Source organism: Streptomyces sp. NPDC033966 (genome assembly GCF_055575955.1).
Map to the genome: position 1 here is coordinate 439,494 of NZ_JBVIRQ010000004.1, position 13,610 is coordinate 453,103.

The 13,610-nt window shown below is 71.8% G+C and carries 9 protein-coding genes; 4 read left to right on the top strand and 5 right to left on the bottom strand.

Translation table 11 applies throughout. The features are described 5' to 3' along the window. Positions 1–356: 356 nt before the first annotated feature. From ACZ518_RS14305 to ACZ518_RS14325, 5 genes are all read right to left on the bottom strand, one after another. The gene (locus tag ACZ518_RS14305; protein ID WP_469113314.1) at positions 357–1,190 is read right to left on the bottom strand and encodes an endo alpha-1,4 polygalactosaminidase; all 834 of its coding nucleotides are present in this window, start codon (positions 1,188–1,190) and stop codon (positions 357–359) included. Then, complete coding sequence (locus ACZ518_RS14310) at positions 1,187–1,840, bottom strand: spherulation-specific family 4 protein (RefSeq protein ID WP_469113315.1); 654 nt, start codon at positions 1,838–1,840, stop codon at positions 1,187–1,189. The genes ACZ518_RS14305 and ACZ518_RS14310 overlap by 4 nt, the downstream gene beginning before the upstream one ends. A 39-nt stretch (positions 1,841–1,879) precedes the next feature. Next, positions 1,880–3,463, bottom strand: a complete 1,584-nt coding sequence (locus ACZ518_RS14315) for a hypothetical protein (RefSeq protein WP_469113316.1) — start codon at positions 3,461–3,463, stop codon at positions 1,880–1,882. Then, a complete protein-coding gene (gene pelF / locus ACZ518_RS14320; protein ID WP_469113317.1) occupies positions 3,460–5,031 on the bottom strand; it encodes a GT4 family glycosyltransferase PelF in 1,572 nt (523 codons plus the stop codon). The genes ACZ518_RS14315 and pelF overlap by 4 nt, the downstream gene beginning before the upstream one ends. 148 nt (positions 5,032–5,179) lie before the next feature. Beyond that, positions 5,180–7,207, bottom strand: coding sequence for a hypothetical protein (locus tag ACZ518_RS14325; RefSeq protein WP_469113318.1), 2,028 nt, complete (start codon positions 7,205–7,207; stop codon positions 5,180–5,182). A 356-nt stretch (positions 7,208–7,563) separates the two neighbouring features. On the opposite strand from ACZ518_RS14325, the gene ACZ518_RS14330 reads away from it, so the two are divergent. From ACZ518_RS14330 to ACZ518_RS14345, 4 genes are all read left to right on the top strand, one after another. Then, positions 7,564–9,093, top strand: coding sequence for a leucyl aminopeptidase (locus ACZ518_RS14330; RefSeq protein ID WP_469113319.1), 1,530 nt, complete (start codon positions 7,564–7,566; stop codon positions 9,091–9,093). Positions 9,094–9,434: 341 nt separating this feature from the next. Continuing rightward, the gene (gene lpdA / locus ACZ518_RS14335) at positions 9,435–10,823 is read left to right on the top strand and encodes a dihydrolipoyl dehydrogenase (protein WP_042800828.1); all 1,389 of its coding nucleotides are present in this window, start codon (positions 9,435–9,437) and stop codon (positions 10,821–10,823) included. A 53-nt stretch (positions 10,824–10,876) separates the two neighbouring features. Further along, entirely contained in the window at positions 10,877–12,646 is a 1,770-nt protein-coding gene (gene sucB, locus ACZ518_RS14340; protein WP_469113320.1) for a 2-oxoglutarate dehydrogenase, E2 component, dihydrolipoamide succinyltransferase, read from the top strand. 189 nt (positions 12,647–12,835) lie between these two features. After that, entirely contained in the window at positions 12,836–13,462 is a 627-nt protein-coding gene (locus tag ACZ518_RS14345) for a GntR family transcriptional regulator (RefSeq protein ID WP_469113484.1), read from the top strand. Positions 13,463–13,610 lie beyond the last annotated feature (148 nt).

Consider the following 13,610-nt stretch of genomic DNA (forward strand, 5'->3'; position numbering starts at 1 on the left):
GCCCGGATGCCCGGCCGGCCAACGCCCGGCCCCGTCGCCTCATCGCTGACACGGCCGCCCCTCCAACCATGGACCGTGCCGTTCTTTTGGGGGTTTCCCGGCAGTCTTTCGGCTTTCCGGGGCGGGACGGTCGGTCAAGGGTCGCCGAAGGCGATCACGAAGTGACGCGACCGAAGGGAGCGCCCTTGACAGGCCGGCACGACACGGAAGGACGATCGGACTGACGGGAAACCCCCAAACCGGCCCTGAGACCGCCCCGCCAGGACACCGCCCCCACCCCACCGGCCCGCAGACGGGGAGGCGGGTGGGCAACTGCCGCCCCGCCCCGGGGGGTCGAGGGGGAGATAGCGGGCCCGTCAGCATGCCCTGCGCCACACCCCCAGGTCCGGTTTCTTCTCCAGGGAGCTGAGCTGCAGGCGGCGGGACTGCTTGCAGAAGCGGGAGGCGGGGAGTTCGTACTCGACGTGGAAGACGGCCTTGCCCGCCTTGATGAAGGGGGTCAGGTCCTCGCACTCGTCGTACTGGGCGCACTGCTCGTTGACCGCGAAGTCGTAGTCGCCGACCAGCTGCGGGATTTGGTCGAGGTCGTTCTTGAGGCCGACGGCGAGGCCTCGGTCGTGGGCGAGTTTCGCGATGGAGCGGTTGAACCTCAGCTGGTCGTCGGCGGTGAGCGGGAAGCCGGAGGTGTTGTGGTAGGCGTCCATGTTGTCGGGCTCCACCGCGTCGAAGCCCTTGTCGCGGCACATGTCGAAGCGTTTCGCCATCAGCGGTTCCAGCTCCGCCGTGCGGCGGATGTCGATCCAGCGCTCGCCCTTCCAGCCGTTGCCCTTGCCGAGCAGTGAGTCGGGGAAGTCGCCCGCGTCCGGGCGGAAGTCCTCCCAGGCTCCGGTGGAGATGTAGCAGATGGTGCGGCGGCCGTCCTTCTTCAGCGCCGCGACCTCCTCCTTGGTGGTGTTGAACCCGTCGACGTCGTACACGGGCACGTCGACCGAGGTGTCCAGCTTGCCGGTGAGCTGCCACTGCCAGGGCGTGCCGGGGCGGGGCTGCCAGCGTTCGCCCGGGGCCTGGGAGGGCCAGGAGGGGCCGGGGGCCGGGCTCTCGTCGTCGTGCGGTTCGGCGGTGCAGGCCGCCGTGAGCAGCAGCAGGGCGGTGGCGCTGCTCGCGGCCAGGACGGTGGGGAAACGCTTCATCCGGCTGCCTCCAGGGCGTACGGGAGGGTGCCCCACGGGTGGGCCCCGGTGCCGGGGACCGCGCAGTGCACCCCCGCGTGGCGCTTGGCGGCGAGTTCGGCGGCGGGGGCGTCCGGCGGGACCGCGTACACGAGGTGGCAGAACCGTAGGGCGGGGTGGTCGGCGGTCCACGGCGGCGGGGTCGCGGCCTTGTCGCGGTAGGCGTCCCAGGGGCCTTCGAAGGTGACGAGCAGGTCGGCGAGCCGGAGGTACCCGGGGTGTGGGTGGACCCCGTGGTTGAGGACGAGGGTACGGGCCCCCGCCGCGCGGGCGGCGACGGCGAGCCGGCCGTAGTGGGGCAGGAGTTCCGGGTCGGCGGCGGCCTGGTCGAGGAAGGCGCCGTCGGCCCCGTACCAGTCGCGGTGGCGCAGCAGGTCCTGGACGACGGCTGCGTGCGGGCGCCGCCCGTAGTCGGTGTCGGTGTAGCCGAGGACGGGCACGCCGGCGTCGCGGAGCCGGGCGGCGACGGCGGCGAACCGTTCGTCGGGGGCGCGGCCGGGTCCGCTGTCGGGGTTGAGCACCACCGAGTGCAGCTGTCCGGCGGAGCGGATGAGCCGCTCCCACTCCTCGGGCCGGTCGGCGGGGTGCTCGTAGAGCGGCACCAGCAGCATGGGGACCTTCGTCTTCTCGTACGGGCGGATGGAATGGGGTCAGCGGTGTGCCGTGGCCCGGCCGAGGAACAGGCAGACCAGCACCGCGAGGGCCGCCGCCGCGGTGCCGGCCACCGCCAGCTGGACCAGGCGGGGTTGTCCGATCCCGGCCAGCAGGGCCAGGCTCTGGGCGAAGGCCGCGCCGGAGCAGACCACGGCGGCGGGGCGGACCGCGCCGAAGGACTGCAGGAGCAGCCCGGTCCACATCACGGCGCCGAGCAGCAGCAGGGTCGCGACGCGGAGTCCGGTCAGGCCGGGGGCGTGCGGCCACAGCAGGGTTCCGGTGACGCCGAGGACGAGCAGCACCGCCAGGTACACGGTGAGGCAGCGGGCCAGGGTGGCGAGCATCCGGCGCCGGAACGCGCGCGGCGAGCGGGCCGCCCGCAGCCCGGCGAGGCTGCCGCTGCGGAAGCGGTGGAGCAGCCATTCGGCGGGGCCCATGCTGAGGGTGAGGGCCACCGCGGAAGGGGCGGCGACGGCCTCGGCGGGGCCGCCGCCGAGCACCTCTCCGAGCGCGGCGTACAGCACGAGGAGGCCGGTGCCGAGGCCGAACACCCCGTAGGGCGCGGAGTCCCCGATGCGGGGTCCGCGCCGGGTGTGCTCCTCCTCGGCGCCGCGCAGCATCCGCCAGCGCACCGGGCCGCCTTCGCCCGGGCGGCGTTCGGCCCAGCGGTGGATCCTGCGCACCCCGGCCCGTACGCCGGCGGCGAGCGGCAGCTCCCGCAGGGCGAGGGTGCACGCGGCCAGCAGGGATACGAGCAGCAGGGTGACGCGTACGGGCACGGGCGGGTCGGTGAACAGCGCGAGGACCGCGCCGGCGGCCATGGGGGCGAGTGCGGCGAGCAGCAGCCGTTCGCGGCCCAGTACCAGCAGCACGGTGGCGGCGCCGACGTAGACGGCCTGGCCTGCGGCGAAGGCGTACGAGAACGGCGGCCCGCCGGGGACGGCGAAGGCGGCGGCGGTGCCGAGGAACGCCCCGGCGGGGGCGCCGACGAGCAGGGTGCGTCCGGCGGCGGGCCGGTCGCCGAGGCCGAGCCAGGAGTAGGCGCGGTGGGACAGGCTCTGGTCCCAGACCCAGCCGATGAGGGCTCCGGCGAGGAGGGTCAGGGTGCCGGCGGGCAGTCCGAGCCGGTCGGGCGGGCCTTCGAGGAGGGGGGCGCCGAGGACGTAGGCCAGGCCGGGCAGGGCGAAGATCAGCCCGCGCAGCAGGCAGGCGGTGAGGGGGACCTTCCAGGGGTCGGGGAGCCGGTCGGGTTCGGGGAAGGAGCGGGGGACGCGGGCGTAGAGCTCCTCGGCGAGGGCGAAGGAGTCCTGGCGGCCGTAGGTGAGCCGGATGTACTCGTCGGTCATCCCGTCGGATTCGAGGATGGCGGCGATCTCGTCGGGGTGGACGGCCGCCCCGGCGAAGGGGCCGATCCGGTCGGCGAGTTCGTCCATGGGGTCGGCGGCCGGGCCCCCGGGCCCGCCGGGGCGGGGCCGGGGCAGGTCGGGCAGGGTGTCGGTGTGTCCGGCGGGGGCCGGGCGGCCGACGTGGACCCAGGAGCCTTCCGGGCCGGGGGGCTTGAGCCAGAGGGATCCGCTCACCACATGCTCCCGTCGGCCGCGAGCTCCTTGTTCCAGGGGTCCTTGTACCAGGGGTCGGCGAGCCGCTGGGTCCAGTCGGCGTCCGTGCGGACGGGCAGGCCTGCCTGGCCGGCACGCGTCTGGTCGGCGAGCTCGCGGTAGATGTGCCGGAAGCCGTCCACGGACTGGTGGAGGGTGAACTTCTCGACGACCCGTGTGCGTGACATCCGGCCGAGTTCGGCGCGGCGTTCGTCGTCGCGGAGGAGCGCGAGGGTGGCGCGGGCCATGGTCTCGGGCTCGCGGGGCGGGACGACGAGTCCGGTGTCGCCGACGGCCTCGCGAACGCCTCCGACGTCGGTGGAGACGGTGGTGCGGCCGCAGGACATGGCTTCGATGATGCTGAAGGGGAAGCCCTCGCTGATGCTGGAGAGCATGACGACGGAGCCGGCGGCGTAGGCCTTGGCGACCTGGTCGATGCGGCCCTCGTAGGTGATGCCGTCGCCGACGCCGAGTTCGGCGGCGAGTTTCTCCAGGCGCAGCTTGTAGTCCTCGCACCCGGCCGGGACGGGTCCGAAGAGGCGCAGGCGCAGGGCGGGGAGTTCTTCGCGCATGAACGCGTAGGCGCGGATCAGGGTTTCGAGGTCCTTGATCGGGTCGATGCGGCCGCACCAGCTGAGGGTGGGTACTTCGGGTTCGGAGCCGGCTTCGGGGAAGGCGTGCGGGTCGACACCGTTGTAGACGGTGCGGATGCGTTCGGAGTCGGCGCCTCCGCGTTCTTCCCAGCGGCGGTTGTACTGGTTGCAGGGGGTGATCAGGTCGGCCTGCCGGTAGCCCTCGGAGTTGAGCTCGCGGTAGAAGCCCAGCATCAGGGCCTTGACGGGCCAGCGCTGGGCGGCGCTGCGGTAGCCGAGGTAGCGCTCGCGCAGGTAGATGCCGTGCTCGGTGAGGAGGAAGGGCACTCCGTCCAGGCGTTTGGCGGCGAGGGCGGGGAGGGTGGCGAGGCCGCTGCTGACGGCGTGGGCGACGCTGTCGGGCGGGATCCGTACCGAGAGCGGGCGCAGGGCGTGTTCCAGCAGGTCGGTGGCGGTGAGCGCGTCGTGGATGGTGGGTTCGGCGGCGGCGGTGACCAGGCCGGGGCGGGTCCATACGGTCATCAGCAGGCGCAGTACCGCTTCGGAGCGCAGGGCCGGGGCGAGCCGGCCGGCGCGGGCGAGGCGGGCGAGTTCGCCCAGGGCCTCGGAGAAGCCCCCGTGTCCGGGGGTCCCCCCGGCGGTGGCTGGGGGCGGGTCGATGAGGGAGAGCAGGAAGGTTTCGTACGTTTCGGTGAAGCGGCGGCGGGCCCTGCCGCGCAGGGCCGAGCCGCGGGTGCGGGCCGGCGGTGGGCCCCAGAGCGGGACGGCGGTGTGCCGGTAGACGTTGCGCGGCAGCTCCCAGGTGACCGGCTCTCGTCCGGAGCCGGTCAGGGCTATGACGTTGAAGTCGACCTCCGGCATGCCGCGTACCAGCTGGTCGCACCAGGTGCTGACGCCGCCGTGGACGTGCGGGTAGGTGCCTTCGGTGAGCATGGTGACATGACGCCCATGGCTCATGCGGTGTGTCCCCCCAGGACGGAAAAGGGGCCGGCGCCCGTGGTGCGTGCGTGGAGCGCCGGCTCTGGGTGTTACGTGCGCCGCGGGTCGTCCGGGCGGCGGTACGGGCAGTACGGCCGGGACGGGTGGCGCGGGTGGTACGGGCGGGTCAGAGGAGCTTGAGCGTGACCTGTGACTGGAGCAGCTCGGGGGCGGTCCAGGCGGACCGGGTTCCGGCGTAGGCGGTGCCGAAGTCGGCGGTGCCGAGCAGCAGCTGCTTCTTCGTCCCGTTCGGGGCGGTGACCGGGGCGACGAGTCCGGAGGGCGCCTTGACGACGACGTCCTTGCCGATCTTGTAGGCGGTCACCTTGCCGGCGGCGACGGCCTTGTCCCAGGCCGCGCGGCGCTGGAGCTCGATCCCGGTGTCCTTCATGCTCTGGTTGACGATGGGCGCGCTGGGCGCGTAGAGCGCCCGGTAGGTGTCGAGGACCTGGTTGAGCACCGGGTAGAGGGTGCGGTCCTCGGCGAGGTTGGACTGGTGGACGTAGTGCGGCCGCGGGTCGTTGGCCAGCACGTGGCGCATGGCGGTGCGCGCCTCGGCCGGGACGATGTGGTCCAGGTAGCCGGTGTCGGGGTCCAGCGGGGCCGGCAGGCAGGTGGAGGTCGCCGGGTTGTCCTCGCAGATGCCGCTGCCGCCGTGGGCGCGGCTGGTGTAGATCCAGTTGTACTCGTCGGCCATCTCCGCGTTGGTGCCCGTGTTGTAGTACACGTTCATCGGGTAGCGGGGGACGGTCAGGGCGGCTCCGACGGCCCGCTGTTCGGGTTCGCGGGAGTTGTCGCTGCCGGCCCACTTGACCCCGTTGTCGGCGAGGGCGCCGGCCAGGTTGGGGTTGTCCTGCGGCTGCTGCGGGAGGGTCTTGAGCCCGGAGTGCTCGCCGGTGACCAGTTCGGAGCGGTCGGTGGTGATGCCCTTGGCCGCGGCCCAGTTGTTGTTGTCGCGGATCTGCGCGGCGATCTCGGCGCGGCTCATGTAGGTGATCGCGCCCTGGGCGTTCTTGGTGCAGCTCCAGGGCGTGGTGCTGACGTCCTGGACGCAGCCGAGGAACGGGTGGGTGTAGGTGTGGTTCATCCACCGGTACTTGGCCCGGTCGGCGACGAGCTGGGCGGTCAGCGCGTCGGTGCCGCCGTTCTCGGTCTTCCACTCCTCGCCGGCGCCCGCGTTGAAGAGCATGTCCAGCTTGAAGTTCTTGGACGTCTGCCACTGCGCCGCGTACTGGGCGTCGGCGGCGGTCATCCGGATGGTGCTCTCCTTGCCCTCGCCGCCCGCGCAGGCGTAGTCGCCGGGCGTGCAGTTGAGCTCCTTGTTCCAGCGGGCGTCCGGGGCGAAGACGTCGTCGACGTGGACCGCGAAGTAGCTGCGCTCCTGCCCGAGGTGGACGCCCTGGGTGAGCCACTCGACGATGCCCCGGGCCAGCAGCCGGAACTGCTGCTGGTGCTGGTTGTAGCCGAAGGTGACGACGAGTTCGCTGCGCCCGTCGTGGGTGTACTCGCCGACGAGCGAGGCGCGTCCGCCGGTGACGGGGGCGTCCAGGTAGCTGGTGTAGCCGGTGCGCGGCTTGCCCATGAAGCCGTAGCTCTCCGGAATCACGGCGGAGTTGTCCTCGAAGGTGACCTGACCGCCGAGGTAGCCGAAGGGGCCCGCCTTGCCCGCCGCGGTGACGGCGGCCTGGGTGCCGTCGAGCTGGCCGCTGTAGCCCCCGTTGTCCGTGTACTCGAGCCCGACCCCCGGGTGGGCCCAGGTGTAGGCGTCGACCTGGCGGATCCCGTACGCCGTCTCGTACGCGGTGAGCGCCGCCATCTCGGGGGAGCCCTCGCCGAAGGGGTTCTCGTTGGGCAGTACGACCCCCTGGTACTTGGCCCGGGGGCGGCCGTCGACGGTGTCGGCGAGGAACGCCGCGTCGATGACGGGGCGGCCGGCACCGGCCAGGTCGACCCGGGTGTAGGGGACCCCCGTGTCCTTGAGCTGCGCGGTGATCGCCCCGACCGAGCTGCCGCCGTCGTCGACGACGAGCACCTTCAGGTCGATGCGCGGCGTCACGGCCGCCGCCCGGGCGGTGGCGGCGGGTACTGCCACGGACATCAGGGCTGCGGCCGCCATCGCCGCGGCGGCCCTGTTCATCCGGTTCTTGTTGACCATTTCGGCCTTCCCCCCGCAGGCATCCCTCGACGACGGCCCATGGCGGAAGGCCGGGGCGGGGAGGCACTGTGGAAATCATGCAAAAGGACCCCACGTCCCCTTGCCAGAGTGATGCGAGTCTCTCGGACCCCGTCAGCTCTAAGGGGCAAACCTGGAGCAGAGTCCACAGATGGGTGAACCTGGCAGCGCATTGATCGAACAGCTTGACAAACCTTGCAGTGGCGTACGGACGACGGCCTGCGCGTAGGCTCGTTTCCGGCGGCCGCCGGGCCCGAATACGATCGCTGCGGAGCGGCCGGTGACCCCGACGCGACCAAAGCGCCCACTAACACAAACGGAAGCGAGACTTCACCACCGTGACTGCTCTGACTCTCAGCACTGCCGGCGCTGCGACGCTGCGCGCCGACGCCCTCGTGGTCGGCGTGGCGAAGGGCCCGAAGGGGCTCGTCGTGGCCGCCGGCGCCGAGGCCGTGGACAAGGCGTTCGACGGAAAGCTCGCCGCCGTGCTCGACTCGCTCGGCGCCACGGGCGTCGAGGGCGAGACCACCAAGCTGCCCGCCCCGGCCGGCCTCAAGGCCCCGGTCGTGCTGGCGGTCGGCCTGGGTACGGCCCCTGAGCAGGACGAGTCCTTCGACGAGGAGGCCCTGCGCCGCGCCGCCGGCTCCGCCGCCCGCGCCCTGCACGGTTCGAAGAAGGCCGCGTTCGCCCTCCCCCTGGACGACGCCTCCGCCGTCACCGCCGTCGCCGAGGGCGCGCTGCTGGGCGCGTACGCCTTCACCGCCTACCAGGGCGGGGAGAAGAAGGCCGCCAAGAACGGCGGCCCCAAGCAGCCGCTGACCGAGGTCGCCCTGCTCGGCGCCAAGCCGCGCGACAAGGAGCACAAGGCAGCGGCCGAGCGCGCCACCGTCGTCGCCACCGAGGTCAACGTCGCCCGCGACCTGATCAACACCCCGCCGAACGACCTCACCCCCGAGGCCTTCGCCGCCGTCGCCTCCGCGACCGCGAAGGAGAACGGCGTCAAGGTCCAGATCCTCGACGAGAAGGCCCTGGTCAAGGGTGGCTACGGCGGCATCATGGGCGTCGGCAAGGGCTCCGAGAACCCGCCGCGCCTGGTGAAGCTCTCGTACACCCACGCCAAGGCGGAGAAGACCCTCGCCTTCGTCGGCAAGGGCATCACCTACGACTCGGGCGGCATCTCCCTGAAGCCGGCCGGCCACAACGAGACGATGAAGTGCGACATGTCCGGCGCCGCCGCCGTCTTCGCCGCCGTCATCGCCGCCGCCAAGCTCGGTCTCCAGGTCAACGTCACCGGCTGGCTCGCGCTCGCCGAGAACATGCCCTCCGGCTCCGCCACCAAGCCCGGCGACGTGCTGCGCATGTACAGCGGCAAGACCGTCGAGGTCCTGAACACGGATGCCGAGGGCCGCCTGGTCCTGGGCGACGCGCTGACCAAGGCCTCCGAGGACAACCCGGACGCGATCGTCGACGTCGCCACCCTGACGGGTGCGATGGTGCTGGCGCTCGGCGACCGCACCTTCGGGATCATGGCCAACGACGACGCCTTCCGCACCTCGATCCACGAGATCGCGGAAGAGGTCGGCGAGGCCTCCTGGCCGATGCCGCTCCCCGAGGACCTGCGCAAGACCATGGACTCCCCCACCGCCGACATCGCCAACATGGGCGTGCGGATGGGCGGCGGCCTGGTGGCCGGACTCTTCCTGCAGGAGTTCGTCGGCGAGGGCATCACCTGGGCGCACCTGGACATCGCGGGCCCGGCCTTCCACGAGGGCACCCCGTACGGCTACACCCCCAAGGGCGGCACCGGCTCCGCCGTGCGCACCCTGGTGCGACTGGCCGAGCGCACCGCCACGGGCGACCTGGGCTGACGCACCGGCCCCCGTCGCCCGGGCGTCCCGCGTATCACCCCGTGAGACGCCTGCTGTGACGCGCGCCGCGCCCCGGGACCCGGATCAGGGTCCCGGGGCGCGTTCGCTCTGGAAGAAACGTCGAGGATCAGTAGGTTTCTACGCACGGGTAACCCTCATCTCGGGCAGAACGACGGTCCACACCCGGGGCCCGGCGTCCCGCCTGCCCCCGACAAATGCGAAGATGGGTTCTCGGCAGGACAGGGCCCCCACCACAGGGCCGAAGAAACAAGCGGCCGATTACCAGCCGCCGCCCGGTCACAGAGGACCGGTGCCCGGCGCACATGCATGGAGGACGTGACGTGGCGAACGACGCCAGCACCGTTTTCGACCTAGTGATCCTCGGCGGTGGCAGTGGCGGTTACGCCGCGGCTCTCCGCGCATCCCAGCTGGGTCTCGACGTTGCGCTGATCGAGAAGAACAAGCTCGGCGGCACCTGCCTGCACAACGGCTGCATCCCCACGAAGGCTCTGCTGCACGCCGGTGAGATCGCCGACCAGGCACGCGAGGCCGGACAGTTCGGTATCAAGGCCTCCTTCGAGGGCGTTGACATCGCCGGTGTGCACAAGTACAAGGACGAGGTCATCTCGGGCCTGTACAAGGGCCTGCAGGGCCTGGTCGCCTCCCGCAAGGTGACCTACATCGAGGGTGAGGGCCGTCTGTCCTCCCCGACCTCCGTCGACGTCAACGGCCAGCGCATCCAGGGCCGCCACGTCCTGCTGGCGACCGGCTCCGTGCCGAAGTCGCTGCCGGGCCTGAACATCGACGGCAACCGGATCATCTCCTCGGACCACGCGCTGGTCCTGGACCGCGTGCCCCAGTCCGCGATCATCCTGGGCGGCGGCGTCATCGGCGTCGAGTTCGCCTCGGCGTGGAAGTCCTTCGGCACCGACGTCACCGTCATCGAGGGCCTCAAGCACCTCGTCCCGGTCGAGGACGAGAACAGCTCGAAGATCCTGGAGCGCGCCTTCCGCAAGCGCGGCATCAAGTTCAACCTCGGCACCTTCTTCGACAAGGCCGAGTACACCGAGACCGGCGTCCGCGTGACGCTGGCCGACGGCAAGACCTTCGAGGCCGAGGTGCTGCTGGTCGCCATCGGCCGCGGTCCGGTCTCCCAGGGCCTGGGCTACGAGGAGCAGGGCGTCGCGATGGACCGCGGCTACGTCCTGGTCGACGAGTACATGCAGACCAACGTGCCGACCATCTCGGCCGTGGGCGACCTCGTCCCCACCCTGCAGCTCGCGCACGTCGGCTTCGCCGAGGGCATCCTCGTCGCGGAGCGCCTGGCCGGCCTGAAGGCCGTGCCGATCGACTACGACGGTGTCCCGCGCGTCACGTACTGCCACCCGGAGGTCGCCTCCGTCGGCATCACCGAGGCCAAGGCCAAGGAGATCTACGGCGCGGACAAGGTCGTAGCCCTGAAGTACAACCTGGCGGGCAACGGCAAGAGCAAGATCCTGAAGACCGCGGGCGAGATCAAGCTTGTCCAGGTCAAGGACGGTGCCGTGGTCGGCGTCCACATGGTCGGTGACCGGATGGGCGAGCAGGTCGGCGAAGCCCAGCTGATCTACAACTGGGAGGCCCTGCCGGCCGAGGTCGCGCAGCTCATCCACGCGCACCCGACCCAGAACGAGGCCCTCGGCGAGGCCCACCTGGCCCTGGCCGGCAAGCCGCTTCACGCACACGACTAATCGTCACGGGCGCGACGACCACTTCCGCACTTTCGTTAGGAGCAACTGAAACCATGCCGGTTTCCGTAACCCTTCCGGCGCTCGGCGAGAGCGTCACCGAGGGCACTGTCACCCGTTGGCTCAAGGCCGAGGGCGAGCGCGTCGAGGCCGACGAGCCGCTGCTCGAGGTCTCGACCGACAAGGTCGACACCGAGATCCCCTCCCCCGTCTCCGGCATCCTGGCCTCCATCAAGGTCGCCGAGGACGAGACCGTCGAGGTCGGCGCCGAGCTGGCCGTCATCGACGACGGCTCCGGCGCCCCGGCCGCCGCTGCCGCCCCCGCCGCCGAGGCCCCCGCGGCTCCGGCCGCTCCGGCCCCCGTCGCCGAGGCCCCGGCCGCCCCCGCACCGGCCGAGACCCCGGCTGCTCCGGCCGCCGCTCCGGCGGGCGCCGCCTCCGGCACCGACGTCGTGCTGCCCGCGCTGGGCGAGTCGGTCACCGAGGGCACCGTCACCCGCTGGCTGAAGGAGGTCGGCGAGTCCGTCGAGGCCGACGAGCCGCTGCTCGAGGTCTCCACGGACAAGGTCGACACCGAGATCCCCGCGCCGGTCTCCGGCACCCTGCTGGAGATCCTGGTCGGCGAGGACGAGACCGCCGAGGTCGGCGCCCGTCTCGCCGTCATCGGTGTCGCGGGCGCGGCTCCGGCCGCCGCCCCCGCCGCTGCCGCTCCGGCTCCGGCCGCCCCGGCCGCTCCGGTCGCCGCCCCGGCTCCGGTCGTGGCCGCCCCGGCCGCCGCCGCTCCGGCTCCGGTCGCCCCGGCCGCCCCCGTGGCCGCTCCGGCTCCGGTCGCCGCTCCGGCCGCCCCGGCTCCGGTCGCCGCTCCGGCCCCGGCCGCTCCCGCCGCCGTCTCCGGCGACGAGGGCGCGTACGTGACCCCGCTGGTGCGCAAGCTCGCCTCGGAGTCCGGCGTCAACCTGTCGACGGTCACGGGCACCGGTGTCGGTGGCCGTATCCGCAAGCAGGACGTCCTGGCCGCCGCCGAGGCCGCCAAGGCCGCCGCTGCTCCGGCTCCGGCCGCCGCCGCTGCCGCCCCGGCCGCCAAGGCTCCGGCCGCGGTGTCCGAGCTGCGCGGTCAGACGGTCAAGATGACCCGCATGCGCAAGGTCATCGGCGACAACATGATGAAGGCCCTGCACTCGCAGGCGCAGCTCAGCTCCGTGGTCGAGGTGGACATCACCAAGATCATGAAGCTGCGCGAGAAGGCCAAGGCCGGCTTCCTCGCCCGCGAGGGCGTCAAGCTGTCCCCGATGCCGTTCTTCGTCAAGGCCGCTGCCCAGGCGCTGAAGGCCCACGCGGTCGTCAACGCCCGGATCAACGACGACGAGGGCACCATCACCTACTTCGACTCGGAGAACATCGGCATCGCCGTGGACTCCGAGAAGGGCCTGATGACCCCGGTCATCAAGGGTGCCGGTGACCTCAACCTGGCGGGCATCTCCAAGGCCACGGCCGACCTGGCCGGCAAGGTCCGCGGCAACAAGATCACCCCGGACGAGCTGTCCGGCGCGACCTTCACCATCAGCAACACCGGTTCCCGCGGTGCGCTGTTCGACACGGTGATCGTTCCGCCGAACCAGGTCGCGATCCTGGGCATCGGTGCCACGGTCAAGCGCCCGGTGGTCATCGAGACCGAAGAGGGCACCGTCATCGGCGTCCGCGACATGACGTACCTGACCCTGTCCTACGACCACCGCCTGGTGGACGGCGCGGACGCGGCCCGGTACCTCAGCGCCGTCAAGGCGATCCTGGAGGCCGGCGAGTTCGAGGTCGAGCTCGGCCTGTAAGGCCCGGCGCACAGCCCCGGCTGTCGCTTGCGGCGCCCCCGTCCGGATTCGTCCGGGCGGGGGCGCCGTCGTTGTAACGAGCCTCACCCTGCGTCCCGGACCGCGAACGCATCGGAGCAGGCCACGACGGCCGTATTGTCTACGCATCAGGCCCCGCGTGTCCGCACACACAGGAGTTGAAACCCGATGATCACCCCACCCGTCGTGCACTCGCTGCGCGAGCAGATCCGCGAGCACATCGTGGAGGGGATCGTCAGCGGCCGCTGGAAGCCCGGCGAGCGGATCGTCGAGCGCCGGATCGCCGTCGAACTGGAGGTCAGCCAGACGCCCGTGCGCGAGGCGCTGCGCGAGCTGGAGACGCTGCGGCTGATCGAGTCGGCGCCGAACAAGGGCGTCCGGGTACGGAACCTCTCCGCGGCCGACCTGGAGGAGATCTACCCGGTCCGGGCCGGCCTGGAGCAGATCGCGGCCGAGCTGGCCGCCCCGAAGCTGGCGAGGGACTGCTCGGCCCTGGAGCCGCACGTGGCGGCCCTGTGGGAGGCCGACCGGATCCAGGACGGCACGGCGCAGGTGCGGCACACGGTGGGCTTCCACCGGGAGATGGTGCGGGCGGCCGGGAACAGCGTGCTGCTGCACACCTGGGAGAGCCTGGGCATCGAGGTCTTCACCGCCCTGTCCATCCGATGGCTGGGAACCGTCCAGAAGTCCTACGCGGAGGAGCACGAGGCCCTCGTCGCGGCGTTCCGCAGCCAGGACCCCGACATCGGGGTGCTGGTGAAGCGGCACGTCCTGGGCTGCGCCCCGCGCAGCGCCTGATCCTTCCCCACCTCGTCTGACCTGGGAGTTTTAGCGATCCTCCAGCGGATCGCAGGCCCGGTGGCATGTACTGATGAAACCGGCACCGGGTGCCTGAATTCATGGCACCGGGTGCCGACTTTCGTCACAGCGGCGAATATTAGTCACT